General features: G+C 50.0%; 24 protein-coding genes. 15 read left to right on the top strand and 9 right to left on the bottom strand.

The window, feature by feature from the left end; all coding sequences use genetic code 11:
* Nucleotide 1: 1 nt before the first annotated feature.
* A complete protein-coding gene (locus GWK77_03435; GenBank protein ID QHU93203.1) occupies nucleotides 2–970 on the top strand; it encodes a ketopantoate reductase in 969 nt (322 codons plus the stop codon).
* Between the two features lie 203 nt (nucleotides 971–1173).
* Here the strand turns inward: GWK77_03435 and GWK77_03430 are convergent, their stop codons facing one another.
* A complete protein-coding gene (locus GWK77_03430; GenBank protein ID QHU93202.1) occupies nucleotides 1174–1593 on the bottom strand; it encodes a hypothetical protein in 420 nt (139 codons plus the stop codon).
* 145 nt (nucleotides 1594–1738) lie between these two features.
* On the opposite strand from GWK77_03430, the gene uvrA reads away from it, so the two are divergent.
* Complete coding sequence (uvrA, locus tag GWK77_03425) at nucleotides 1739–4573, top strand: excinuclease ABC subunit UvrA (GenBank protein ID QHU93201.1); 2835 nt, start codon at nucleotides 1739–1741, stop codon at nucleotides 4571–4573.
* Nucleotides 4574–4615: 42 nt separating this feature from the next.
* On the opposite strand, the gene GWK77_03420 is transcribed toward uvrA, so the two are convergent.
* Both GWK77_03420 and GWK77_03415 read right to left on the bottom strand, forming a co-directional pair.
* On the bottom strand, nucleotides 4616–5269 hold the full coding sequence (locus tag GWK77_03420) for a DedA family protein (protein QHU93428.1): 654 nt from the start codon (nucleotides 5267–5269) through the stop codon (nucleotides 4616–4618).
* 44 nt (nucleotides 5270–5313) lie between these two features.
* Nucleotides 5314–7077, bottom strand: coding sequence for an ATP-binding cassette domain-containing protein (locus GWK77_03415; protein QHU93200.1), 1764 nt, complete (start codon nucleotides 7075–7077; stop codon nucleotides 5314–5316).
* 268 nt (nucleotides 7078–7345) lie between these two features.
* Between GWK77_03415 and GWK77_03410 the strand changes: the two genes are divergently transcribed.
* The 3 genes from GWK77_03410 to GWK77_03400 are packed head-to-tail and all read left to right on the top strand — an operon-like array spanning nucleotide 7346 to nucleotide 9221.
* The gene (locus GWK77_03410) at nucleotides 7346–8056 is read left to right on the top strand and encodes an NUDIX domain-containing protein (GenBank protein ID QHU93199.1); all 711 of its coding nucleotides are present in this window, start codon (nucleotides 7346–7348) and stop codon (nucleotides 8054–8056) included.
* Nucleotides 8043–8459, top strand: coding sequence for a hypothetical protein (locus GWK77_03405; GenBank protein QHU93198.1), 417 nt, complete (start codon nucleotides 8043–8045; stop codon nucleotides 8457–8459). Before GWK77_03410 ends, GWK77_03405 begins: the two co-directional genes overlap by 14 nt.
* Before the next feature lie 48 nt (nucleotides 8460–8507).
* A complete protein-coding gene (locus tag GWK77_03400; GenBank protein QHU93197.1) occupies nucleotides 8508–9221 on the top strand; it encodes a phosphohydrolase in 714 nt (237 codons plus the stop codon).
* Here GWK77_03400 and GWK77_03395 read toward each other — a convergent pair.
* The gene (locus GWK77_03395; protein ID QHU93196.1) at nucleotides 9202–9654 is read right to left on the bottom strand and encodes a hypothetical protein; all 453 of its coding nucleotides are present in this window, start codon (nucleotides 9652–9654) and stop codon (nucleotides 9202–9204) included. The genes GWK77_03400 and GWK77_03395 overlap by 20 nt on opposite strands.
* 80 nt (nucleotides 9655–9734) lie before the next feature.
* Here GWK77_03395 and GWK77_03390 point away from each other — a divergent pair, with 80 nt between their 5' ends.
* On the top strand, nucleotides 9735–10313 hold the full coding sequence (locus GWK77_03390) for a uracil-DNA glycosylase family protein (GenBank protein ID QHU93195.1): 579 nt from the start codon (nucleotides 9735–9737) through the stop codon (nucleotides 10311–10313).
* Between the two features lie 42 nt (nucleotides 10314–10355).
* On the opposite strand, the gene GWK77_03385 is transcribed toward GWK77_03390, so the two are convergent.
* Nucleotides 10356–12320 (bottom strand): 1,4-alpha-glucan-branching enzyme, encoded by a 1965-nt coding sequence (locus tag GWK77_03385; protein QHU93194.1) that lies wholly within the window; start codon nucleotides 12318–12320, stop codon nucleotides 10356–10358.
* 39 nt (nucleotides 12321–12359) lie between these two features.
* On the opposite strand from GWK77_03385, the gene tgt reads away from it, so the two are divergent.
* Complete coding sequence (gene tgt / locus GWK77_03380) at nucleotides 12360–13562, top strand: tRNA guanosine(34) transglycosylase Tgt (protein ID QHU93193.1); 1203 nt, start codon at nucleotides 12360–12362, stop codon at nucleotides 13560–13562.
* A gap of 10 nt (nucleotides 13563–13572) precedes the next feature.
* Here the strand turns inward: tgt and glmS are convergent, their stop codons facing one another.
* Both glmS and GWK77_03370 read right to left on the bottom strand, forming a co-directional pair.
* The gene (glmS, locus tag GWK77_03375; GenBank protein ID QHU93192.1) at nucleotides 13573–15399 is read right to left on the bottom strand and encodes a glutamine--fructose-6-phosphate transaminase (isomerizing); all 1827 of its coding nucleotides are present in this window, start codon (nucleotides 15397–15399) and stop codon (nucleotides 13573–13575) included.
* Nucleotides 15400–15535: 136 nt separating this feature from the next.
* Nucleotides 15536–16054 carry a hypothetical protein gene (locus GWK77_03370; GenBank protein ID QHU93191.1) on the bottom strand — a complete coding sequence of 173 codons (519 nt, stop codon included), beginning with the start codon at nucleotides 16052–16054 and terminating at the stop codon, nucleotides 15536–15538.
* Between the two features lie 123 nt (nucleotides 16055–16177).
* On the opposite strand from GWK77_03370, the gene tuf reads away from it, so the two are divergent.
* The 6 genes from tuf to GWK77_03340 all read left to right on the top strand — a co-directional run bounded on the left by tuf (nucleotide 16178) and on the right by GWK77_03340 (nucleotide 20984).
* Entirely contained in the window at nucleotides 16178–17362 is a 1185-nt protein-coding gene (gene tuf / locus GWK77_03365; protein QHU93190.1) for an elongation factor Tu, read from the top strand.
* A 148-nt stretch (nucleotides 17363–17510) separates the two neighbouring features.
* Nucleotides 17511–18437, top strand: coding sequence for an L-lactate dehydrogenase (locus tag GWK77_03360; protein QHU93189.1), 927 nt, complete (start codon nucleotides 17511–17513; stop codon nucleotides 18435–18437).
* A gap of 41 nt (nucleotides 18438–18478) precedes the next feature.
* A complete protein-coding gene (locus tag GWK77_03355; protein ID QHU93188.1) occupies nucleotides 18479–19093 on the top strand; it encodes a hypothetical protein in 615 nt (204 codons plus the stop codon).
* 119 nt (nucleotides 19094–19212) lie between these two features.
* Entirely contained in the window at nucleotides 19213–19530 is a 318-nt protein-coding gene (gene rpsJ / locus GWK77_03350; GenBank protein QHU93187.1) for a 30S ribosomal protein S10, read from the top strand.
* Between the two features lie 132 nt (nucleotides 19531–19662).
* Nucleotides 19663–20559, top strand: coding sequence for a hypothetical protein (locus GWK77_03345; protein QHU93186.1), 897 nt, complete (start codon nucleotides 19663–19665; stop codon nucleotides 20557–20559).
* A 92-nt stretch (nucleotides 20560–20651) separates the two neighbouring features.
* Nucleotides 20652–20984: a hypothetical protein gene (locus GWK77_03340; GenBank protein ID QHU93185.1), complete on the top strand. Its 333-nt coding sequence runs from the start codon at nucleotides 20652–20654 to the stop codon at nucleotides 20982–20984.
* An 8-nt stretch (nucleotides 20985–20992) separates the two neighbouring features.
* On the opposite strand, the gene GWK77_03335 is transcribed toward GWK77_03340, so the two are convergent.
* Complete coding sequence (locus tag GWK77_03335) at nucleotides 20993–21517, bottom strand: TrmH family RNA methyltransferase (protein ID QHU93184.1); 525 nt, start codon at nucleotides 21515–21517, stop codon at nucleotides 20993–20995.
* A gap of 52 nt (nucleotides 21518–21569) precedes the next feature.
* Here GWK77_03335 and GWK77_03330 point away from each other — a divergent pair, with 52 nt between their 5' ends.
* On the top strand, nucleotides 21570–23192 hold the full coding sequence (locus GWK77_03330) for a hypothetical protein (protein ID QHU93183.1): 1623 nt from the start codon (nucleotides 21570–21572) through the stop codon (nucleotides 23190–23192).
* Between the two features lie 75 nt (nucleotides 23193–23267).
* Here the strand turns inward: GWK77_03330 and GWK77_03325 are convergent, their stop codons facing one another.
* Nucleotides 23268–24401 (bottom strand): NAD-dependent malic enzyme, encoded by a 1134-nt coding sequence (locus GWK77_03325; protein QHU93182.1) that lies wholly within the window; start codon nucleotides 24399–24401, stop codon nucleotides 23268–23270.
* A gap of 176 nt (nucleotides 24402–24577) precedes the next feature.
* Between GWK77_03325 and rplS the strand changes: the two genes are divergently transcribed.
* On the top strand, nucleotides 24578–25099 hold the full coding sequence (gene rplS / locus GWK77_03320) for a 50S ribosomal protein L19 (protein QHU93181.1): 522 nt from the start codon (nucleotides 24578–24580) through the stop codon (nucleotides 25097–25099).
* The last annotated feature ends 20 nt before the right edge of the window (nucleotides 25100–25119 follow it).

Raw genomic sequence — 25119 nt, 5'->3', positions numbered from 1 at the left:
GATGCGGTACCTGATTTATGGCGCGGGAACAATCGGTCTGACGTACGCGTATTTATTAACGGCACACCATGATGTTGATGTGCTAGCGCTGCCTGAGCGGTATGAGAAGGTGTCGCAAGGCGTGCCGCTTGCTATAAAGGATTTGCGCCAGCGTAACGATACGTATCAGTCGACAGTATTTCACCCACAGTGTATCACGTCGCCAGAAGGTTATTACGACGTTATACTAGTGACGGTGAATCGCTGTCAGCTTCAATCGGTACTACCGATGCTAGCAAAGTATCAGCCGAAGGCTAGGTGGATTGGATTTATGCAAAACAATTGGCATCTGGCTGGTGAGGTTGATCAATATATATCGCCTGATGATTATTTTATCGCCTTTCCTTCCAGTGTTGGCGGTGGGCGTGATGATCATGGCATAAAGGTTATTGTCTTTCCGACACCGACGCGGGTTGGTGGCATAAAGGCGGGAGCAAAGTTGTTTATGCAGCATTTAAAAGAGGCTGGTGTGGCAACTAGCTATGATGCTCATCTGCTTGATTGGATGAAGGTTCATTATCTCCAGCAGTCAGCGACCGCTGGCGCCATAGCTAGCAGCGGTAGTTTCTCGGCATTAACGCACGACCCAGGGGCGATTCGACGGCTAATTATGGCACTTCGTGATGGTATGTCCCTATGTCGTCATCAAGGTGTTGCAGTGTGGCGAGTTTTCCCCCTTAATGTATTATCAATAATGCCACTAAGGGTGGCAACTCCGATAATGCAGCATGCACTTCAACAGCCTGATGTTGTTGATATGGTAACAGGTCATATGAAGCACGGATTTGGTGAATGGCTGGCTGGATATGACGAGGTGCTAGCCGAGGGGAGGCGATTGGGCATCCCGATGACAGCGTGGCAATTATATAATTCGGCTGTTCAGCGCTATAAGTCGACTGCTTTGGCAGAGAAACAAATAGCAGCTGGGTAAAAGCCGGCCGCTTCGCGGTTACATTGACGCTAAACATCCACTTATCATCACAGGCACTTGGTATCAATTATTGGCGTGAGTTGGCGGCGGATATTGGTGAGCACCGTTTCGCTACTTGGGATAGTCTGGGTGCAAGATGAGGCAAAGAGCAGAAACTGACGTTATAGAAACAGATCAGATTGAATAAGCGAGGCATAGCGTATTTAATTTGTTGCGACAGCTAATCGCGCAGTTGACTGGTCCTCCGCTTTCGTAGCAGTGTCAGTGTGTGTCACGTAGCGCTGGGTTACCACTAACCACGCGGCAACCATCGCCAGGCTAATCTGTTGCGTTGCGGTGTGACGAGCGCGCGCTGCCAAGCGGACTTGTCGGTTGATACGACGCTGATCAAGCTTTCCGAGCATCTCGATACTATTCCAGAAGGTAATGCTAATCGACTTACCCCAGACGATACATACCGGCACAACGACCATCCAAAACCCCATCATGACGGCCGCCGGTAGGATCATGCTAGTAAACGGAACTCGGCCTATGGTTACGAATGAAAACCACTCTTCGCGGGTCACATAGAACAAGGTTGCGACGGCAACAGCAATTCCACAGATGATCACAAACCTCTTCATGTCTTTTACTATAACAGCCGATCCTTATATTTGCAATCATAAGCATAATGTGTTGCTATAAATACATCAAAATGTGATATTGGGGAAATTGTTCCGTCCGCTGCAACTGGAAAAATAAACGCCTATTCGGTATAATAGACCAGATATGCCAGAGGTAATTCGCGTCAAGGGCGCTCGTGAACACAATCTGAAAAATATCGACGTGGGAATTCCGCGCGATAAACTAGTGGTAATCACTGGCCTGAGCGGCAGCGGTAAGTCGTCACTAGCGTTTGATACGATTTACGCCGAGGGCCAGCGCCGCTATGTCGAAAGCCTGTCGAGCTATGCGCGGCAATTTTTAGGCATTATGGATAAGCCGGATGTTGATAGCATTGAGGGCCTAAGCCCGGCAATTTCAATTGATCAAAAGTCAACCAGTCGCAATCCGCGTTCAACCGTGGCGACGGTGACCGAGATTTATGATTATCTGCGCCTCTTGTTTGCGCGGATTGGCACGCCGCATTGTCCGGCTCTCAAGCCAGACGGCACGCGCTGCCATAAGCCAGTTTCGCGCCGCACAGCCGAGGCGATTATCCAGGAGATTGCTAAGCAATATGACGGTAAGCGATTGCTGCTACTCGCGCCAATTGTCAAGAATAAGAAGGGCGAGTTTGCACACATTCCAGAGCAGTATCGACGGTTAGGTTATGCCCGGGTGCGCGTGGATGGCGTGGTGTATGCATTGGATGAGTTTCCGCAGTTACAGAAAAGTTACAAGCACAGTATTGAGTTGGTTGTTGATCGCCTGGCAATGAACGATGACCTAACTAGCCGGTTGAGTCAGAGTGTCGAACAGGCGCTGGAGCTTGGCCAGGGTGTGGTTGAGGTGCTGGATGCTGATACTGATGAATTAAAGACATTCTCGCAGCGCTATGCCTGTGTTGATCATCCGGATGAGGAGATCCCAGAGCTTGAGCCGCGTCTGTTTAGTTTTAACGCACCGCAAGGGGCCTGTCCGAGCTGTACCGGACTTGGCAGCCGATTGGAAGTCGATCCTAGTTTAGTGCTGAATGAGAATCTGACGATTGCTGAGGGGGCGATTCGGCCATACAACCGGATCAATGTCGATAACTTTTACATGCGCAAGATTTCGGCGGTAGCCGAGGCGCATGGTTTCAGTATCCGGACACCAGTCGGGCAGTTGTCTGATGAGGCGCGCCAGAAAGTGCTCTATGGTACGGGCGATCAGAAATATCCAGTGCAGCTCGGCAATGGGCGGCATTACGATACAACCTATGAAGGGGTGATCCCTAATCTGGAGCGGCGCTGGAAAGAAACCGATAGCGAATTTATGCGCAAGGACATTGAGCGGTTTATGCGCCAGCGGGATTGTTATGTTTGCGGCGGCGCGCGGCTGAAGCCAGTTGTCCTAGCGGTAACGGTGCAGGGTCTGAATATCATGGATATTTGCGACCTTGGCGTTGATGATGCGCTCGACTTGTTCACTCACAAGTTAACATTGAACGAGCAGCAGGCAATGATCGCGCGGCTTATTTTGAAAGAGATTACCGCCCGCCTCGGCTTTATGAGTAATGTCGGGCTGAATTATTTGGAGTTAGGGCGCGCCGCCAATACACTGAGCGGTGGCGAGGCGCAGCGAATTCGGCTGGCGACACAGATTGGCAGCGGTTTGCAGGGCGTGCTGTATGTGCTGGATGAGCCGTCGATTGGTTTGCATCAGCGCGATAATGATCGGCTGATTGCTACGCTGAAGCACCTACGTAATCTCGGCAATACGGTGCTGGTAGTCGAACACGACGAGGATACCATTCGCCAGAGTGACTTTTTGATTGATATGGGCCCAGGCGCTGGTGTGCATGGCGGCTCGGTGGTGGCACTGGGTGCACCAGATGAGGTCGCCAAATGCACAGATAGTATCACTGGTCGGTATCTGTCGGGTGCAGAAAAAATTGCCGTACCAAAACATCGCCGCCAGGTTGATGCGAGCCGTCAGTTAATCGTTCGCGGCGCTCGCGAGAATAATTTGAAACAAATTGATGTGGCATTCCCCTTGGGCTTGATGACTGTAGTATCTGGTGTATCGGGCAGCGGTAAATCAACTCTGGTCAATGATATTATCGCCAAGGAATTAGCGGCACGGCTCAACCGGGCTAGTGACGTACCTGGCGCACACGATAAAATTGAGGGAATAAAGCAGTTGGATAAAGCTATCGTCATCGATCAGTCACCAATTGGCCGTACGCCACGCTCTAATCCAGCGACCTACACTGGTATTTTTACGCCAATTCGCGAACTGTTTGCCAGTACTCCTGAGGCTAATGTCCGCGGTTATAAAGCTGGTCGGTTCAGTTTTAATGTCAAGGGCGGTCGCTGCGAAAACTGCCAAGGCGACGGTATGATCAAGATTGAAATGCATTTCTTGCCGGATGTCTACGTCCAGTGCGACGAATGCCACGGTAAGCGTTACAATCGTGAGGCGCTGGAAATTAAGTATAAAAATAAGACGATTGCTGATGTACTCGATATGACGGTTGAGCAAGCAGCGGACTTCTTTGATAGCGTGCCTAATATCGCTCGGAAATTACAGACACTGGTCGAAGTCGGCCTTGGTTATATTAAGCTCGGTCAGCCAGCAACTACCTTTTCGGGCGGCGAGGCGCAGCGTATCAAGCTGGCAACGGAGCTCTCCAAACGCTCAACCGGCAAGACGATGTACATTCTGGATGAGCCGACAACTGGGCTACATTCTGCCGACGTCAAGCGGCTGCTGGGGATTTTGCAGCAGCTGGTTGACGGCGGCAACAGTATGATCATCATTGAGCACAATCTGGATGTCATCAAATCGGCCGACTGGATTATTGATATGGGGCCTGAGGGTGGTCTCGGCGGCGGTACGGTGGTGGCGAGCGGCACGCCAGAAGAAGTCGCCAACGTGCCAGAATCATTTACCGGTAGGTATCTGAAAAGTTTGCTGTAGTTGGACGTATAGCTACTAACGAGCAGGCTTTATCATGAAGGCTTATTGCTTTTTGCGGCGAGTCTTGCCGAGCAGGACTGATACTTGTTGGCGCAACGCCGCGCGAGTATGCTCCTGCTTGAGGGCGTGAATGATCATTGGCAGCACTGACAAGAAGATGATGACCAGTGCGGCGACTTCTATATTAACACCAGCGTCGGTGAGTGCCTTGCCAGCAAAGAATCCAAGGTAGGTGAAAAGCGTGGCCCAAATAACGCCACCGATAATATTAAAAATAATAAAAGTTCGATAGTGCATCTTGCTAGCGCCGGCCACGATTGGCGCAAACGTACGCACAATCGGTACAAACCGTGCCAGCACCACAGTAAGTGAGCCATGCTTTTCGTAAAACTTTTCGGCTTGCACGAGATATTTCTTCTTAAAGAAGCGAGAGTTTTTGCGTTCAAATAATTTACGGCCAACTTTATGTCCAAATGCGTAACCGACACTGTCGCCGAGAATAGCCATTAATGAGAGCAGGAGCGCAAAGAAATGAATATCAATTGGTAAAATATGCTGCTGAACCATATAGCCAGCCGTGAACAGTAGACTGTCGCCTGGAAAGATAAAGCCAAAGAGTAGGCCCGATTCGGCAAAGACAACCAGCAAAATCGCGACAACACCAAAATGAACAATAAAATCAATAAACGCGTGCATCATATCATTATGCATTATAGCATACTACCTAGAGACTGTGCTGGTTAGGCGTCAATAAAGCCGCCAGATTGATGCTGCCACAGTTTTGCGTAGTGGCCGCCATGCTTAATGAGCTGCTCATGTGAGCCATCCTCGACTATCTTACCGTTATGCATCACGATGATTCGATCAAGCTTGGCGATTGTTGAAAGTCGATGAGCAATGACGATTGAAGTACGATTTTTCATCAGTGTCTTGAATGATTTTTGGATTAGAACTTCTGACTCAGAATCAAGCGCCGAGGTCGCCTCGTCGAGGACTAAGATTGGCGCATCTTTCACGATGGCCCGAGCGATAGCGATGCGCTGGCGCTGTCCACCCGATAACTTTACGCCGCGCTCACCGACCAGTGTGTCAAAGCCGTCCTGCAGCTGAGTAATAAAATCATAGGCCCCCGCCTTTTTGGCTGCTTGTTCAATCTCGGCATCAGTAGCGTCGGCCCTGCCATAGGCAATGTTCTCGCGCACTGAACGATGAAATAGTAGCGGCTCCTGTGGCACGTAAGCGATCTGCGAACGGAGGCTGGCCTGTGTGACCTCGGCAATGTCCTGCTCGTCAATCATGATTGTGCCCGAGTCGATGTCGGCAAATCTCAGCAGCAATTTCGTCAGAGTCGTCTTGCCCGAACCACTAGAACCAACCAGCCCGACCTTTTCGCCTGGCGTAATATGCAGTGAAAAATTGTGGAACAAGGTTGCGCCTTTACCCTCGTCATGCGTAAAGGTCACGGTATCAAAATCAATAACACCGCGATTAACATGAAGCTTTTTATCACTTCTATCAACAAGTGATGTTGGTGTGTGTAATATCTCGACCATCTCATGGGCGTCACCGATGATACGGTTATAATTGCGCATGATGCTATTCATATTCCACAGCTCACGAGCGACACTGCCAGTGTAGGTGATGATTAAGTACACCGCTGCAACCGAAACGATATTATGCTGTGCTGCATAAATAGCGAACACGATAGCGCCGATTCGGATGCTGGTGTTTATTGTTGAGTAAACACTGCTGACAGTGAGGAATCCTCGCATGGTGGCCAGGCTAGCCTTGCGCCATGCACGATTCGTTTTATCAAATCGCTGCTGCTCGATTTTTTCAGCGCTGGATGACTTGACAGCAAGCACATTTGACACCATGTCAGCAAGGTTGCCGCTTACTTTGTTGCTGGCCTCCGCCTCATGTCTACTTAATTTGGCCATCGGGCGCGATCCAAAGAAGACGGCTACGCCAAAGATGATTGAGAACATGAATAGAAAGAGTGCGTACTGCCAGAGTAACATTGACAGGATAACGATTGATCCGGTGAGTGAGATAACCAGCGGCAGTACTGCCCACACTAGCTCATCCCAAAATCGCTCAACACAGCTACTGAGCTTGCTGTTTTGGCTGACAAGCGAGCCACCAAATTTGTTGGAGTGGAAAAACATGGTCTCACCAGATAGCTTGGCGAATACCTTGTTTGCGATGTCGCGCTGCATAATGGTTTCTAACGTCCACATCAAATACAGCACTATCCGCCACCCAATAATCTCCGACCATAGCTGACTTATGCCATAGAAAATTACCAATGTCCACACAGAGTCAGTCTGCAGCTGCCCATGTTGAATCATATCCAGGAGCTGTGCGATAATCAGCGGCCCGACAATTGTGCCTACCGCTAAGGTTAAGGTAGCTGTAATGAGCGCTAGATTGCGCCGCCATTTGTATGGACGTGACGCTCGCCATAGTAATTGTAATGTTGTTTTTGCGTGTTGTTGTCGCAAGGTAAAACTCCTTAGATTTATATTTTGATATAAAGATAGGTCATCCACGATCCGCTATGGTAGGCTCGGGTGACCAAGACTCACGATAATAATACGATTTCATTGTATAACAGAGGCGGGTTGGCTGTCAACTGACGGAAGAATGTTAGCGTACTATGAATAAAAGGTAGCCAAGGGAGCGTGACGTGTCTATGTCTCTACACTAGGGAAGTCGACTTCCCTAGTTTTTCTAACCTGATCGCGCTACACTAAGGCCAAAGGAGATGGTATGAGTTTTGAAGCAAAGATCCATGAGGCACAGACGAAAATTTTGCGGGAATTGTTATTTTTGCCAGCGGCTAATTTCGCAACACTACAAAAAGCGAGCGGCCTGGAAAGCGATCATATCAAATTTCATATCAAACGGCTCGTTGAGCTAGGTTATGTGCAGAAAGTCGACGGCGGGTACTGTCTCTCGGTCAAAGGCAAGGAGTACGCGAATAAGCTTGATACTGATGCCGGTGTTATTGAGCGGCAGCCAAAGGTGGCAGTCATGCTCGTGATCGAACGTGAGCGTAATGGAGAAAAACAATATTTATTGCAGCAGCGGCTCAAGCACCCCTACTATGGGTTTTGGGGTGCGCCTACTGGTAAAGTGCGGTGGGCCGAGTCAATCGTCGATGCGGCCTCGCGTGAATTGATTGAGGAGACGGGTTTGCGGGGTGAGTTTGTTCATCGCGGGGTATACCATGAACGTGTGCGCCATGCGCAAACGGGTGAAATTATCGAAGACAAGATCTTTCACCTGATGTTTTGCAAGGTATTTTCGGGCAAATTGGCTGTACAGTTTGAGGGCGGTAGAAATGCCTGGCGTACACTCGATGAGATGCGTGATGAGCCAAAAAAGTACAAGAGTTTTTTGCGAGAAATCACGGCGTGTATCAACGGGTGCGGCGAGTTGACTGAAATAATATATGAATATGGTAATGCGGAGTTCTAGACCGCGGGCAGCACGTGCGGTATTGTGTGGGTCGTACAGGCGCGATATTGACGGGTTGCGGCGAGCTTACGACGAGCTAGCCGTAACTGGCTGTCAGGTATTGTCACCGCGACGAGTGGACTTTATGGATGGTGAATTTGTTGTTGATGCTGCAGAAGTTGGCCTGTCGCCTCGAGAGATAGAAAACTGGCATTTACGGGCTATTGAGCAGTCTGATTTTATTTTACTGCATGTCCCCAAAGGCTATGTTGGCATAAGTGCCGCGATGGAGATCGGTTATGCTCTCGCATTAAAGAAACCAATCTTTTCACGAACAGCACCAGTTGATATTATGCTGCGTGAACTAGTTTACGTTGTTCCGAGTGTGTATGATGCATTATGCACCTTGGGGTTTCGTAGCTAATAAATAGATTTACGTCCATAACTTGCATGGGGGTGTATAATAAAGTCTATGAACAAATCAATGACGATAGTAAGACGGGAAGTTTGCCGACTGCTTGGCGGCGATACGTCAGGCCATAGCGACGATCACGTTGAGCGTGTAGCACGGCTAGCGGAGCGATTCGCGAATGAGCATAAAGAAGCGGCTTCGATGGACGAAGTGCTGTTGACGGCATGGCTGCACGACGTTGATGATTATAAATTAGTTGGCAAAAAGCAGGCGGATAAACTCAATAATGCCACGTCAATTATGGCGAAAGCTGGTGTTGCGGCTGATTTGCAGGATGCGGTGCGTCATAATATTGCTCGGATCGGCTATAGTCGTTATCTACATGGTGTGCGGCCAGAGCGTCTAGCTGGTCGGTTGGTGTCTGACGCTGATATGTGTGATGCAATTGGGGCATGTGGTATCGAGCGGGCACTTATTTATGCGGTGAATCACGGTAGTTGTCGGATATTTGATCCAACTGTTTGGCCTGATGTGAACATTGATGCGCATCGATATAACGCTAATGGTGGCACGCATGATGGCGATAGCTTCATTAATTATTTCTTTGAAAAGTTATTGAAGCTACCAAAGATTATGATGACCGACCCGGGCCGAGACGAAGCATTAATTCGTCAGCAAACTATGGTTACTTTTCTTCGTGCCTATTTTCGAGAAAAGAATGTACCGGAGTGGAGCGATTTCCTGGAAGAATATCTTACTTCAATGGATGAGTAGAGGTATATTGCTCTTCCCAGGTCGTTATAGCCTGCCAAATTGTTTCGTTAGTTGCGCTACACAGCTCAGCCACCGTGACGATATCCGATGAAAACTCACTGTCTGCTTGTTCGGCTGATGCTGCGTGTAATTCATCAGCCAGTTTATCAAACAGCAGCATACGTTGTTGAATGTAGGTGACGAGCGGTTTGATATCAAGAGCGATATGCTGCCGCCGTGAACTGTCTGTTTGGTAGGAGATCATATCAAGTGTTTCTAGGTAGCGTAGCCCACCAGTAATGGCTGCTTTGCTAAAGCCAGTTTGCTCATGCAGGCTCGTGTGGCTATGGTGGTACGGCGGGGCGATCAGAAGGCAATGGATGATTGTCGCCGAGGCTGGTGGGATGCCCAGCGAGACCAAGGTAGCTATGATATTTTTTGAGTTTATATCCATGTGAACAGTATATCACATAATATTGACGAAGGGCAGTCTGAAGCGTGAACAGTATAGAATGATTGTGATATACTAATGTGATGACTAGGCCGTTGCTATATGATGAAATCAATCAAGATAGTATGAATGCTTCGTTTCACACTCGTGGTTGGCCGCCAGTCTATACCGCTTCACCCCGCTCACGTATCGTGCTGGTTGGTCAGGCGCCGGGACGAATAGCGCAGGAAACACGCACGCCATGGAATGATGCCAGTGGCCGCACGTTGCGTCAGTGGCTGGGGGTTACCGATGAACAATTTTATGATCCTGATTTGTTTGCTCTAATGCCGATGGATTTTTATTATCCGGGTAAGGCTGCGCATGGTGATTTACCGCCGCGATCGGAGTTTGCCAAAAAGTGGCATCCACGGCTGCTAGCACAGATGCCGGATGTGAGGCTGACGATTTTAGTTGGTGCTCATGCTCAGCAATACTATCTTAATAAGCAGGCGAAGCGCAACCTGACCGAAACAGTCGCGCATTATGTGGAGTATCTGCCTCATTATTTTCCACTTGTCCATCCATCACCGCTTAACTTCCGCTGGCGGGCGCACAATCCGTGGTTCGAAATGAACGTCATTCCGATTCTGTCTGAGATGGTCAAAGAATTAGCACAGTAGTCAAGATCATGGTAGGGTATTCATACTAACATAGCTTCGCGGTCAATCTTTTTGTAGCACGAGGCCACTTCGTGTCGGTGTGTATACACGTATAATATGCTCGTCGTTATGTGGCGTTGTAAAGTAGCGGCCATTAGGGTCAATCCGGCCCTGTCCGCCAAACTGTTGGTCGTCGCTGCTGAGTGCTACCCGGTATGACCCAGCCGCCGCTGGTACGCCGTAATCCGTCCACGACTGGTTGGGCGAGAAATTCATAATAAATAGGAGATCGCCGCGTATGAAGCTGACGACGTGATCGTGCTGGTGAATGGTGAGGTAGTGAATGCCTGGGTCGTCAACGGTTTTGATGAGCTTCATCAGGCTCGCGTCAAATTCGCCCAGCCATTGATACTTGAGAAAGCCATTGTCGCGTAAACTCCACTGGCGCCGTGCGTGCTTGAACGACCAATTATTACCTTGGCGCGGAAAGTCGATCCACTCGGGATGCCCAAATTCATTGCCCATGAAATTAAGGTAGCCGCCGCCATGTAGTCCAGCTGTCAGCAGCCGAATCAGCTTGTGTAGCGCCACGCCGCGTTCCACGGTCAGGTCGGGGTCGGCCTTATCCATGTGCCAATACATGGCTTTATCGATCAGCCGAAAAATCAGCGTCTTGTCGCCGACCAAGGCTTGGTCATGGCTCTCGGCGTAGCTGATGACTTTTTCCTCTGGGCGGTGCGAGCTCAGCGTATGCGCCAGCTCGCCCAAATCCCAATCTTCGTCGCGCTTTTCCTTCAGCGTTTTGATCCAGAGGTCGGGCGCGCCCATTGCTAATCGATAGTCAAAGCCCAGGCCGCCATACTTAGCCGGTGCCGCCAAGCCCGGTAGTCCGCTCATTTCCTCGGCAATGGTCGTGGCATCGGGGCGAACGGCGTGAATGACGTCATTTGCCAGTCTGAGATAGACCAGAGCGTCTTTATCAACGTCGTCGCCAAAATAATCGTCATAGCTGGTGAAGCTTTTGCCCAAACCGTGGTCGTGATACAGCATACTGGTCACACCGTCAAACCGAAAGCCGTCAACATGGTACTCGTCCAGCCACCAGCGGCAATTGCTGGCTAAAAAGTGTAGCACTTCCTGCTTACCATAATCAAACAGCCGCGAATCCCACGCTGGATGGTCGTGAGCTTTGAAATATTGCGTTGGATCACCCGCGAAATTGCCCAGGCCCTCGACTTCATTTTTGGCGGCATGAGCATGAACTATGTCAATGATGACGCGTAGCCCCAATCCGTGCGCCGTATCAACCAACCGCTTAAAATCATCGGGCGTGCCAAAGCGCGATGACACCGCGAAAAAGTTACTGACGTGATAGCCGAAACTGCCGTAATATGGATGCTCGGCGATGGCCATCAGCTGGATAGTGTTGTAGTCAGCTTGCTTGATGCGTGGCAGCACGCCCGCGGTAAATTCATTAAAGCTAGAGACCTTTTCCTCCTCGCTGCTCATACCAACGTGCGCCTCGTAAATCAGCGGTACTTTTGGTGCGGGTGGAATGTCGTGTTGCCACTGATACGGCTCATCTGGCTGCCACACCACGGCCGAAAAATCCACCGAATCATCATTCTGAACGACGTAGGTTGCGTATGACGGTAAACGCCAACCGTCGCCATTTGGCCAATAGACGCGTAGTTTATAGTTCTGCCCGTGGCGCAGTGCATCTTTCGGCAAATCAACACTCCATTCACCATGTGCACCCGGCTGCAAAGCAAACTCCTCGCGCTCCTGCCAATCCGAGAAATCGCCAACCATCACGATGCGAGTGGCATTCGGCGCCCATTCTCTAAAAATCCAACCGTCTTGAGTGCGGTGCAGTCCAAAATGATGAAACCCCAGCGCAAAATCCGCCGGCGATTTACCATCCAAAACCCTCCGCAGCGTCGATGAAACATAAGTCTCGCGGGCGTTGATGACGCCCTCATGCGGTGCTAACCACGGGTCAAGCTCAACCAGCGTTTTCTTGCTCATGGTTATAGTGTAGCGGAAAAAACTGATATAATCTATCAAATGAAACCATTTTCTTTTGAAATAACATCTAGGCTTGACGACACTTTGGCGCGTACCGGTATTATTCACACGCCGCACGGGGATATCAAGACCCCGGCGTTTATTGTGGTCGGCACTAAGGCTAATGTCAAAGCGATGTTGCCCGAGATGGTGGCGGATGTTGGCGCGCAGGCGGTACTGGCGAACGCCTATCATCTGTATTTGCAGCCAGGTCATGAATTGATTGAAAAGGCTGGTTATTTGGGCAAGTTTATGCATTGGGACGGGCCGACATTCACCGATAGCGGCGGCTTTCAGGTGTTGAGTTTGGGTTCTGGTTTTAAGAAGGTTTTAGCGATGAGTACGGATGTTGATGAGGAGATCGCCATCGCTAAAAAATCCTCGCGCCACGCTTGGGTAGATGAAAACGGCGTGACGTTCAAATCGCACCTGGACGGCTCGTATCATAAATTTACGCCAGAACTATCCATGCAAATTCAGGCGGGCATTGGTGCGGATATTACCTTCGCCTTTGACGAGCTGACTTCACTGATTGATCCGTATGAATATCAAGTGGAAGCTTTGGCGCGAACGCACGCGTGGGCGGAGCGGAGTTTGGCGGAGGTTAAACGTCTGCGCGAAGTCCGTCCCGATAAGCCGTATCAAGCGTTATTTGGCGTGCTGCAGGGGGCAAATTATGAAGATTTACGCAAGCAAACGGCTGAATTTCTAGGCGCAATGGACTTTGATGGCTACGGCATCGGCGGCGCGCTAGAAAAGGAAACCATGGCCCAGACGATTCAGTGGGTCAATCAAATCTTGCCTGAGAACAGGCCGCGGCATTTGCTCGGCATCTCCGAGCCAGACGACATCTTTGCGGCGATTGAGCAGGGAATTGATACCTTTGACTGTGTTAGCCCGACGCGCGTGGCCAGAAACGGCGCGGCCTATACGCCATTTGGCCGGGTCAATGTCCGCGGCCAGAAATATCGCGAACTGTTTGAACCAATTATGGAAAATTGCGATTGCTATACTTGCAGGAATTATACTGCCGCCTATCTCTGTCATTTACTCCACGCCCGCGAATCTCTGGCTGGCACGCTGCTGTCGATCCACAATGAACGATTTATCGTCAAACTAGTTGATGATATTCGTGCCAGCCTAGAGGACGGAACATTTTACGAGTTTCGCGAGGCGTTTTTAGCGACGTACTATCGCCACTAGCGCGAGAGCATTATTCGACCGTCACGCTCTTGGCCAGATTGCGTGGCTGATCGACATCATGACCGCGCCTGACAGCCACGTGATAGGCTAGGAGCTGCGATACGACATTGAATAAGAGCGGCGTGAGGTGCGTCAATTTGGTTGAGACGCGAATCACCGTTTCGCCTGGCACCTTTTTCGTCGTATCGGTGATAACAATGGCATGAGCGCCACGAGTGTTCATCTCGATCAAGTTGCTCTGCGACTTCTCGTACAGCCAGTTGTCTTGGAGATAACAGACTTCAAAGAAACGATCATCAATCAGGGCGATCGGGCCATGCTTCAGCTCGCCAGCGGCATACGCTTCGGCATGAATGTAACTTACTTCTTTAAGCTTTAGCGCGCCCTCCATAGCGATCGGATACAGCGTATCACGACCGATATAGAGTGCGTGATTGTAATCAGCATACGCCCTAGCGATGGAAGGTATCTCGGCACCTTGTTTATCGAGGACTTTTTGGATCTCGCTTGGCAGTATCGCTAATTCTTGCACAAATTCATCAATAAATTGTGGGTTGGTGCCCTTGGCATTGGCGAGCATAATACCAAAGATCGTCAGAGCGGCGACTTGTGAGGTAAAGGCCTTGGTGCTGGCGACACTAATCTCGGCGCCAACGTGTAAGTACACGCCGCCATCAACCGCTCGGGCGATTGTGCTGCCGACGGCATTGACGACGCCGAGGCATTTAACGCCACGTCGCTTCAATTCATTCAGACAGGCAAGGGTGTCGGCTGTTTCACCACTCTGGCTAACAATTATAGCGACCGATTGCTCAGGTACGTTGAATGCGCGGTAGCGTAGCTCACTGGCAATCTCGACGCTGATAGTCACGTCATCGGTCAGTTGCTCGATAAAGTAGCTGGCTTGCACACCAGCAAAGTAGGCAGTGCCGCAGCCAACGATGATGACATGTTTGACTTGGCGTAGTTCATCATCGCTCATATTGAGACCGCCCAGGCGCGCATATTTCTGTTCAGGCAGTACGCGGCCAGCCAGAGTGGAGGTGAGACTGGTTGGCTGTTCGTAAATTTCTTTGGCGAGGAAATGGTCAAAGCCTTGCTTCTGAATTGCCTGCATATCCATGTCGAGCATTTCGATCTTGACGTCAAGCTTCTGTGATTCGATTGTTTGTAACTCTAGTCCGTGCCGAGTACAGCGGCCGATTTCACCATCGTGTAGATATACCACTTGATTGGTGTAGCCAACTAGCGCCGAGGCGTCACTAGCGATATATGTTTCGCCATCTCCGACGCCAATGATCAGCGGGCTGCCTTGGCGAGCCACGATAATTTCTTCGGGGTTTGTGGTGTCAAACACCGCGATACCGTACGCCCCGACCACCATTTTCAATGCACCGGTGACTGCTGTCAGCAAATCCGGCGAGTCACGCCGTAGATAGTCAATCAGGGCCGCCAACACCTCGCTATCGGTATCGCTCTTAAACTCGTACTCATGGCCAGAAAGCATCGTTTTAAGGTCTTGGTAGTTCTCAATGATACCGTTATGTACCAGATAAATCTCACCAACATGGTGTGGATGGGCGTTGCGTTTACTTGGTTCACCGTGTGTTGCCCAGCGGGTGTGTCCGATGCCGACCGTATCGTTCGTCTTATGTTGTCCGACGAGCTCTTCCAGCGCTGCCACCTTGCCTTTGGTGCGCAGCAGGGTTGGTGTGGCAGAACCCGACAGGGTGACAATTCCGGCGCTGTCATAGCCGCGGTACTCGAGCCGCTTGAGCTCGGCGACAAGGATGTTCTGCGCCTCGCGCTCACCGATATAGCCAACAATTCCACACATACATTATTTCTCCTTTAGCATTAACTGATACACATTCTTCAGTATACGACATCACAGAGAAAATAATAAACAAAAAGTAATAATTACAACAATCTAACCCTGTAAGAAAGTGTTGTATATAATACAATTATTGATATCACCATTCAAAATGGACGCAGCATTTGGCGAGTATACTCGTCGCAACGTAGTGTCCACCAGTAGCGACCAACAAAGTTGGGAGCGGCAGTAACAGAAGTGTGTGAAAGGGAGCGACACCGAGTTGGTGGCAGCACCCGAGTACGACACTAATGAGTGCGACGTAAACGATAACAAATTTTGTGCCACTAACGCTGAGCCTATCAAGGGTGCGCTTGACGTAGAAAAATGTAACACCGTAGCAGATCGCGATGAAGATAAATAGAAAGAATAATAGAAAGACGGCAGACTGTCCGCTGGCCTTGATAAATAAGGTGGTGAGCTTGATGAACATCCAGGTTGCTGCGAGCGCTATGGTTAGAAGGAAGGCGATACTTAAAGAGGGTAGCTTCGGTAGACTGGTTTGATGACGACGATCATACTCGGCATTTAGCTCCTGACGCTCGTCATATGATAATCGTTTTGGATATACACTAGTGCGGGTTGCTTCAGGTGTTGCTTTCTTAGAAAAGATACTCATGCTCATAGTATAAACCCTATTTACAACAGTTTGCAAACCAGTTATAATTAGCCCATACGCCGTGGAGCCTTTTTCGGGGGCTTATCGCGTGAAAATATTATTAAAAAAGGAGAACTTCTACAAATGGCAGATGCATTTGACCGAAGCAAGCCGCACGTTAACGTGGGTACAATGGGCCACGTTGACCACGGCAAGACGACACTGACCGCCGCAATTACGGCAGTGCTCGCAAAGCGCCTCCCAAGCGCAGTTAACAAACCAATTGCGTACGACCAGATCGACAACGCACCAGAAGAGCGCCAGCGCGGTATTACCATCGCCAGCTCGCACCAAGAATACGAGTCACCGAACCGTCACTACGCACACGTTGACATGCCAGGCCACGCTGACTACGTCAAGAACATGATCACTGGTGCTGCCCAGGTTGACGGCGCGATCCTCGTGATTGCGGCAACCGACGGCCCGATGCCACAAACCCGCGAGCACGTGCTGCTGGCGAAGCAGGTTGGCGTGCCAAAGATCGTTGTCTTCCTCAACAAGATGGACATGGCTGACGCAGATATGGTCGAGCTAATCGAGGAAGAGGTTCGTGAACTTCTCGAGAAGAATGGCTTTGACAAAGATGCACCGATCATCAAGGGTTCAGCTCTCAAGGCGCTGGAAGGCGACGAGAAATACGAAGACGCCATCATGGAGCTGGTTGATGCTATGGATAGCTATATCCCAGAGCCACCACGCGACATGGACAAGCCATTCATTATGCCAATTGAGGACGTCTTCTCAATCAAGGGTCGCGGTACTGTGGCAACTGGTCGTATTGAGCAGGGTGTTGTTAAGCTGAACGACGAGGTTGAAATCGTTGGTATCCGCCCAACCCAGAAGTCTGTGGTGACCGGTATTGAGGCATTTAAGAAGTCTCTGGATCAGGGTCAAGCAGGCGACAACGCTGGTGTCTTGCTACGCGGTATTGAGCGGACTGACATTGAGCGTGGCCAGGTCTTGGCAAAGCCGGGCACCATTACCCCGCACACCGAGTTTGAAGCTGAAGTATACATCTTGAAGAAGGAAGAAGGCGGTCGCCACACTCCATTCTCCAAGGGTTACAAGCCACAGTTCTACTTCCGCACCACTGACGTGACCGGTGAAGTTGAGCTGCCAGCTGACAAAGAAATGGTTATGCCAGGCGACACTGTAACCTTCAAGGTTAAGTTGCTCGCCCCAATCGCTATGGAGCAAGGTTTGAACTTTGCTATCCGCGAGGGTGGCCGTACCGTTGGTGCTGGTGTGGTAACAAAGATTAACAAATAATCTTCATAACCTAAGCATAAAAATCCCCTGGGAAACTGGGGGATTTTTGATGGGCTACATTGTCAATGGACTATCATGAACAGTTTGACAAGTTAACGAGATAGCGTTACAGTAGAGGGGTTATTGCAATAAAAATCAGGAGACAGACATGAATAAACAGAAGTTGGTGGTCGTCGGTGCGGGCGGTATGGTCGGTGCGACAGCGGCATACGCCTGCGCACTACGGAGTGTGGTTGAGGAAATCGTGCTGATTGACCGTAACCCCGATCTGGCGTGGGGTCAAGCGGCGGATATCACTGATGGAATGGGAATTGATCGGTGTGTTGTGGTGCGGCCTGGTAGTTATGATGACATCAAGACTGATGATATCGTGGTTATCACCGCTGGTGCACCGCAACAGCCGGGGCAGACGCGACTGGAGCTGCTCGGCGTGAATGCTGAGATTATGCGTGGGACAGTGAGAAATATTATGAGAAACGGTGCTCGCCCGTATATCATTGTGGTATCAAATCCGGTTGATGCACTAACGTATGTGGCGCTGAAAGAATCGGGCCTGCCAAAGAGTCGGGTGTTTGGCACGGGGACGGCACTCGATACCTCACGGCTCAAATCATATATTGCAGACGAGCTAGATGTGCATAGTCGGGAGGTTGACGCGTACATTTTAGGGGAGCACGGCGATTCATCATTTGCGACAATCGAATCGGCGCAAGTCGGTGAGGTGCCACTCGCTGATTATCCGGGATTTAAGCCAGCGATGGTCGATGGTATTGAGGAAAAAATTCGTCAACGGGCGTACCGGGTGATCGAGACCAAGCGGTCGACGTATTATGCAATTGGTTTCGTTATCTCCAAGATTGTCTCGGCACTACGCTCGTCGTCACGCTCGGTCTATCCAGTCTGCTCACTGGTTGAGGGCGAGTATGGACTGCACGATGTAGTGCTTGGCCTACCGTCAACAATTTGTGCAGATGGCGTGAAGATCTTGACAGGGTATCCGCTTAATGAGCGCGAGCAGGCGGCACTACGTCATTCAGCCGAGGTGGTAACGGAGGCAATTCGTAGCTTAGAGTGATGCTTGACGGAATAAATATTATATGTTACAGTTAGATTGCTATGGAAGAGTTGTCGCACAAAAAAGAGCAAAAATTAAGAGTCAAAACACTTGGTGAGTATATCAATCCGCTAGCAGGTGATATTTACGAGACCGCCTTGAATTTGTTTCCGGCTCGGACACTAGAGGAGATGCAAATTGTTATTGATGAGAACAGTGGTGATTTCAGGGGTGGTGAGGGTGAAACACGGAATGGTGAGAAAATTCCAATGATTGTCATCGGCACGAGGGAGACGCTGTCTAGTCCGAATCTTATAGCACGGATGTCGTCTCGACTGGGTGTGCCGCGTGAGCGACTTGAGGATGCAGAAATAGGTCGTCAAATCGTCGGGTTGATAGCGTTTTGTCATGAGTTAGGGCACGTAATCCAGCTTGACGAAAAGATAATGCAGGTTTTTGGTGAGATAGATAATACCATCGTACCTCTGCCAGTGGACTATACTAGTGAGCAATACCAAGAATATGTCCGGTCTGACCACGAAGCTAGTGCCGACTATATTGCAGCCTGTATTTTGGCGGCGAGCCGGTTGGGTGAAGCTATGGGTTATCGACCGCCGATTGAAGATGTCGCGCAGTGGCGTCAGTGGGTGGCAGCAAATCCGGTAGTTCTTGACTAGCCATACTTCAGGTATTGTGATATAATCGCCAAACAGTATTAATTTACTCCGAGAACTCGGCCATCCGTGAGGCACGGGCGTGAGCAGAGGTTACGGAGTCGCACATAAAAGGAGGAGCTATGGCTCAAGACGCTGGTATTAAGATTCGTATTCGCTTGAAAGCGTACGACCATAAAGTCATCGACCAGTCGGCAAAACAAATTATTGATACGGCAATTCGCACCGGCGCGAGCGTGGCTGGCCCTGTGCCGCTGCCGACCCGTCGCAGTACCTACACGGTAGTAAAAAGCCCGCACGTCTATAAAATGGGTGGTGAGAGCTACGAGATGCGTACTCATAAGCGCCTCATTGACATTACCAATGCTACGCCAAAAACGATTGATAGCCTGCAGAATCTGAGCCTACCGGCTGGCGTTGACGCTGAGATTCGGATGTAATTGGTCGCTAATCCTACAGTAGAATTTACCACGATCCCGCTTGATAATCACAAGCGGGATTGCTTTTATTTAGAAAACGTAGTACGGTAGGAGTGTACTAAATAAATACCGTCTATGACGGTGGAGGGACGTATGGGAATACTAAAGAAAACGGTAACGGTGCTTGGGCTGTCGGCGACGGTGTTTGGCTTGGTGCTGAGTGGCGCACCAGTTGCGAATGCTACCGAGGGTGTTGTCTTCAGTGACGCAGTTGGCTTGAGCAAAGATGGCTCGTTGTGGCTGTATCAGAACAATGCTATCCCGGGTTGGCCGTTTAGTGGCGGTTCGACGAAGATCGGGCAGGGCTTTAACAAATACACAAACATTACATTTGCTGACATGGATGGCGATGGTCGTCCGGATATCGTTGCCTATTCAAAGAATCAAAAGGCTCAAGTATTCCGTAACAATGGCTCAGTAACGACGCCATTTGCCGACAAGCCGGTTGCGAGCGACATCGACCATCATGGTGGCGCGGTATTTGCTAAATTGAACGGTAAGGATAGCCCAGTCTCACATGTTTATGTCGACGCTAACGGTAACTTGATGGCAGGCAAGGTTTATCTGCGCTACAAGAAGCTTGAAGGGACGTATGATTTCGTGTCAGATGAAGCCCGTCAAATCGGTCACGGTTGGAATAATGTTCGATCGATTGTTGCTGGTGATTTGAATGGTGATGGTTATGATGATATCGTCGCAGTACGCCAGGACGGTACGATGTGGGCATATCTCAATCGTGGACGCGACAACAAGACGACAATGTTCGAGAGCGGTCGTCAAATCGGTCATGGCTGGAACGGGTTTGATACCATTATGCTCGGTGATATGAATACTGATGGCCTGGCGGATATTGTCGGTCGGACGAAAGACGGACGGTTGCTGCAATATACAAATAGCGGCAATATGAATTGGCCGTTTAGTAGTGGTTCAGCAGAAGTTGGTCACGGTTGGAATGGATTTAAGTCGGTCCATCTGACAAACATGTGGTAATTTATTTCTCATAACCTAAACTTAGGGTAGCCTCGCTTTCATGCGGGGCTGCTTTGCTATGGTGCGCCTGGTATGATATGATAAAAAAGCTTATGGCAAAACAAAAATCGCGAACGTACGCTCGTAATCGCTCGAAGGCAAGTAGCATCACCAACCGCAAAGGTCGGGAGCGGCTGTACGAAACTGATAGCACCTTTTTCGTAAAGTTGGTGGTGTGTGTCGTGCTGGCGGCATTGTGGTTGCGACTGAAGCAGCCGATTGAGCTGGGCGTGGTAGCGATCCAGGCGCTGCCGGTTGGACTGATTGTCGGCCTCCTTTTAGTGGTGTCAGTCGAGAAATATCAATTTAATCGCAAGATTTGGTACGTGACGCTGATTTTAATGGCAATTGTGACATCATTTACGCCTGTAGGGATTATGATCTAGCCTAGAGCTTATATTGAGTGCGGGAAACAGAGGCCGTAGAGTGCGATACCGGCCGCGACTGAGACATTAAATGACTCCTTGGCACCCCGCATGGGGATTTCGACGATGTGATCGCACCGCGCTAGAATGTCCGGCTCAATGCCATGGACCTCCTCGCCGAGGAGTAGGGCAAAGCGGGCTGGTGGCCGAAACGTGTTGAGTTCTGTGCTCGACACTGATTGCTCTAGGGCGACCACGGGCAAACGTTCCCTGTTGGCATTCTCCGCAAACCACTGACGAATATCGGCTACGTAGCTAAAGGGCAGCATTGTTTCTGCGCCCAGTGCAGTCTTGTGAATCTGGGCGGTCAACCTTTCGGTAATGTGCGGCAGCCTTGGGTCGATAGACCAGGGGTCGGCTAATCGTAAATCGGGGTACGGCGTATAGCCACTAAAGATAATTTGTCTGACACCAAAGCCTTCGGCTGTTCTCATAATTGCACCGACATTGTACGTCGAGCGAATATTGTGCATGAGGAGGGTAATTTCTGGCATGATATCATTATAGCACTCGCTCAAGGATAAGCTTTTTGCTATAATAAGGTTGATGGATGAAGATCGAATTCAACAACAACGTCGCGATCAAGATGAAGACGCAACCCGGAAACGAGCGGCGATTTTAGGCTTACAATATCTGGATGCTCGCGAGTTTGAGCAGACAATTCCGCTGATTCGTGATATTTTGACAATCGAAGAGATGTATAACGGACATGTTGTGCCGCTAGCGATCAATCCTGATGAGCAGTCATATCGGTTTGGCATTACGTCACAGACGCCACAATCATTAGTAGCGACGATGACCAACAACTACCGCGAGCAGGGCATCATTGCTAAGTTCTTCCTGATATCGGCCTCGGGCTTTCGGGCCTTAATGCTGCGATTTGATCCGCCGAAAAAAGTGATTTATGATAATATCGAAATCGCCAAAGAGGGCGACAGTGACACCCTTCAGCAGGTCAGCCAAACATTGGCGACCGTCGGCACAAACGACGTGTTTAACTATTTGATTGATCAGGCGGATCGGCTGAATGCGTCGGATATTCATATTGAGAATCAGCGCGACACCATTCGGGTGCGGATGCGCGTTGATGGCGCGCTGCACTCGGTGGCGGAGCTGGGCCGTGATCGTTATCGAGTTATCATGGCGGCACTGGCTTCGCGAGCAAATATTTCGACGGCGTCCAATGAGCCGCAGTCGGGGCACATGCAGCAAGAAATCCATCGTGACGGGGTATCACACCTCCTTAACCTCCGTGTCGAAGCGGTGCCAACCATGTATGGTCAAGATGTGGTGTTGCGCTTATTTAATTTTGACACCTCGATGCTGAACCTAGACTTGCTCAGTATCGGTGCGGCTGAACGGGCGCAAATTGATGAGATTATTTCTCATCCGCGTGGCCTGGTGCTGTTAGTTGGGCCAACCGGTTCGGGTAAGTCAACGACTTTGTACAGCATTCTCAATGCGCTCAATACGCCGGATCGTAAAGTGATTACACTGGAAGACCCAGTAGAGAATACCATTCCTGGCATTACGCAAATCCCGATTGATACGACGGCTGGCCAGCGGTTTGATGATGGGCTGCGTAGCGTGCTGCGCCTCGACCCGGACGTGGTGATGGTTGGTGAGATTCGTGATCAGGAAACTGCCAAGACAGCAATTCAGGCGTCGATTACTGGGCATCTGGTGCTGTCAAGCTTTCATGCTAACTCGACGTCAGTGGCATTTAGTCGAATTATTGATATGATTGGGCAGAATCCAATTTTTAGTTCAGCGGTGCGACTATTGATCGCTCAGCGGCTGGTGCGGCGACTGCATGATGAGAGCAAGGAAGAGTATGAACCAGATGAGGCAACGCGCAACTGGGTAAAGGAAGTCTTACAGGATCTACCGTCACATGTTGATTGTCCTGATCTTGATACGTTCAAGCTGTGGCGACCCGTGGCGACCGATGAGGTGCCGTTTGGTTACAAGGGGCGTATCCCGGTGATGGAACAGCTGGTGGTGACTGAGGAAATTCAGAAATTCCTGCGAGGTGATATCGCCGACGTTCACACTGAAGCAATTGAGGCTGCAGCCAAGAAACATGGTATGGTGACATTATTGCAGGCGGGCGTGCTGGCGGCTTTGCGCGGCGAGACGACACTTGAGGAAGTCAATCGAGTTATCTAGTGGATATCAGAAAGCCACGCTAAAGCCAGCTCTCCGACAGCTTCTATTGTGATCGTTAGCATGTGGCGAATAGGGTTATGTGATAACACGAGCGACGGTTGGCGCTACTCGCTCGTCAAACGGCGAAGGAATGACTTCCTCAGCAGTTGGGTTTTCGACTAGTCCAGCTAGCGCTTCGGCGGCCGCCAGTTTATGCTGGTCGGTGATTTTTTTCACACCATGATCCAGGGCGCCGCGGAAGATGCCTGGGAAGGCCAAGGAATTATTGATCTGGTTTGGAAAATCGCTGCGGCCAGTGGCGATGACTGCTACACCCGCCTCTCGAGCGACGTCTGGCATGATTTCTGGAACTGGATTGGCTAGGGCAAAGATGATTGGATTGTCGGCCATTTTTTGTACCAATTCAGGCGTAAGTAGCCCAGCGCGCGACACACCAATAAACACGTCAGCATCGGTGATAGCGTCTTCAATTGAGCCAGTTTGTGAAGCATCGATGTATTCTAGTAGTGCAGTTTTTTCTGCATTCAAATCCGTGCGAGATGAGCCAACAATGCCACGGCTATCTACCGCCACAATGTTCCGTGCGCCGTATAGATGCAATAATTTAATGATCGCCGTACCAGCTGCGCCCGCGCCAATGACCACAAATTTACAGTCTGCCAGGTTTCGTCCGGTTAATTTCGCGGCATTGATTAGTCCTGCTAACACCACGACCGCGGTACCGTGCTGGTCATCATGAAATACGGGGATGTCTAGTTCCGCTTTCAAGCGCTCCTCAATCTCAAAACACTTTGGCGCAGCGATATCTTCCAGGTTGATAGCACCAAAGCTCGGCGCGATGGCTTTGACGGCGGTGATGATGTCTTCTGGCTGATGAACGTCCAGCACGATCGGCACGGCATCGACGCCCGCAAAGTGCTTGAACAGCAATGCTTTACCTTCCATCACCGGCATGGCGGCTTTCGGTCCCAAATCACCGAGGCCCAAAATGGCTGAGCCATCAGAAATCACGCCGACCAAATTGTTCGTCCAAGTGTACTTTGGTAGGTCCGCTGGGTTTTCGGCAATCGCTTGGCTGACCGCACCCACGCCCGGGCTGTAATAGGCGCTCAGTTTGTCGCGGTCGAGTTCCTCCTGGTCGCGCAAGCTAGTGGTGATTTTACCCTTATACTTTTTGTGTAGTTCAAGTGCTAATATATTGTAATCCATGCGATCAATTATAGCGCAGTTTAGTGAAGTTTTCAGGAGTTGTCATCTTTGGGTAATTGTGCTAAAATTGGTAACTGATTGTATCGGTGATATTAAATATCGAGTCTTTCAGTGTGGAGCTATAGGGATACAACTATATGGCCAGCTGTTAAGATCCCGAAACAGAGGAAAACAGTATGAGTTTTGATCTAATCAACAAAGTCAATCAAGCACAGAAAAAGCAAGCAGTTGTTGATGCCCGCAGCGGTGACACCGTTCGTGTTTACCAGAAGATTAAAGAAGGCAATAAAGAGCGTATCCAGATGTTTGAAGGTGTGGTTATTCGCACTGACAACAAAGGCTCGCACACCTCACGCATCACCGTTCGTAAAATCGCCTCAGGTGTTGGTGTGGAAAAATCATTCTTGCTGCACAGCCCACTGATTGAAAAGGTGGAAATCGTCCGCCGTGCCAAGGTTCGCCGCAAGTTCCTCAGCTTCCTACGTAAGCGTTCTGGTAAATCAGCTCGCCTGACCGCCAAGAACTTTGACCGTGCTGCTGTTAATAATGTGCACGATGCTAAAGCTGAGGCTGAGGCGGAGCGCCTGAAAGAAGAAGCTGCACAAGCTGCCGCTGCCAAACAAGCTGAAAAAGATGCTGCTCAGGCAGAACTTGACGCCAAGGCTGCTGAAGTAGAAGCTCGCCATAAAGAAGCGTAATTGGTTTTGAGGTAAACAGA

It is taken from the genome of Candidatus Saccharibacteria bacterium oral taxon 488 (assembly GCA_010202645.1).
Lineage (GTDB): Bacteria > Patescibacteriota > Saccharimonadia > Saccharimonadales > Saccharimonadaceae > Nanosynbacter.
Note: the sequence above shows the minus strand (reverse complement) of the source record. Positions and strands in the feature narration are given on the sequence as shown.

Coding starts and splice junctions, on each gene's coding strand:
- GWK77_03345 (QHU93186.1), top strand. CDS start 19,663: ATGGGAATACTAAAGAAAACGGTAACGGTGCTTGGGCTGTCGGCGACG.
- rpsJ (QHU93187.1), top strand. CDS start 19,213: ATGGCTCAAGACGCTGGTATTAAGATTCGTATTCGCTTGAAAGCGTAC.
- GWK77_03430 (QHU93202.1), bottom strand. CDS start 1,593: ATGAAGAGGTTTGTGATCATCTGTGGAATTGCTGTTGCCGTCGCAACC.
- GWK77_03325 (QHU93182.1), bottom strand. CDS start 24,401: ATGGATTACAATATATTAGCACTTGAACTACACAAAAAGTATAAGGGT.
- GWK77_03400 (QHU93197.1), top strand. CDS start 8,508: ATGAACAAATCAATGACGATAGTAAGACGGGAAGTTTGCCGACTGCTT.
- tuf (QHU93190.1), top strand. CDS start 16,178: ATGGCAGATGCATTTGACCGAAGCAAGCCGCACGTTAACGTGGGTACA.
- GWK77_03335 (QHU93184.1), bottom strand. CDS start 21,517: ATGCCAGAAATTACCCTCCTCATGCACAATATTCGCTCGACGTACAAT.
- GWK77_03370 (QHU93191.1), bottom strand. CDS start 16,054: ATGAGTATCTTTTCTAAGAAAGCAACACCTGAAGCAACCCGCACTAGT.
- GWK77_03355 (QHU93188.1), top strand. CDS start 18,479: ATGGAAGAGTTGTCGCACAAAAAAGAGCAAAAATTAAGAGTCAAAACA.
- glmS (QHU93192.1), bottom strand. CDS start 15,399: ATGTGTGGAATTGTTGGCTATATCGGTGAGCGCGAGGCGCAGAACATC.
- GWK77_03435 (QHU93203.1), top strand. CDS start 2: ATGCGGTACCTGATTTATGGCGCGGGAACAATCGGTCTGACGTACGCG.
- GWK77_03405 (QHU93198.1), top strand. CDS start 8,043: ATGCGGAGTTCTAGACCGCGGGCAGCACGTGCGGTATTGTGTGGGTCG.
- GWK77_03340 (QHU93185.1), top strand. CDS start 20,652: ATGGCAAAACAAAAATCGCGAACGTACGCTCGTAATCGCTCGAAGGCA.
- GWK77_03360 (QHU93189.1), top strand. CDS start 17,511: ATGAATAAACAGAAGTTGGTGGTCGTCGGTGCGGGCGGTATGGTCGGT.
- GWK77_03390 (QHU93195.1), top strand. CDS start 9,735: ATGACTAGGCCGTTGCTATATGATGAAATCAATCAAGATAGTATGAAT.
- GWK77_03420 (QHU93428.1), bottom strand. CDS start 5,269: ATGCACGCGTTTATTGATTTTATTGTTCATTTTGGTGTTGTCGCGATT.
- tgt (QHU93193.1), top strand. CDS start 12,360: ATGAAACCATTTTCTTTTGAAATAACATCTAGGCTTGACGACACTTTG.
- GWK77_03410 (QHU93199.1), top strand. CDS start 7,346: ATGAGTTTTGAAGCAAAGATCCATGAGGCACAGACGAAAATTTTGCGG.
- GWK77_03330 (QHU93183.1), top strand. CDS start 21,570: ATGGATGAAGATCGAATTCAACAACAACGTCGCGATCAAGATGAAGAC.
- GWK77_03385 (QHU93194.1), bottom strand. CDS start 12,320: ATGAGCAAGAAAACGCTGGTTGAGCTTGACCCGTGGTTAGCACCGCAT.
- rplS (QHU93181.1), top strand. CDS start 24,578: ATGAGTTTTGATCTAATCAACAAAGTCAATCAAGCACAGAAAAAGCAA.
- uvrA (QHU93201.1), top strand. CDS start 1,739: ATGCCAGAGGTAATTCGCGTCAAGGGCGCTCGTGAACACAATCTGAAA.
- GWK77_03395 (QHU93196.1), bottom strand. CDS start 9,654: ATGGATATAAACTCAAAAAATATCATAGCTACCTTGGTCTCGCTGGGC.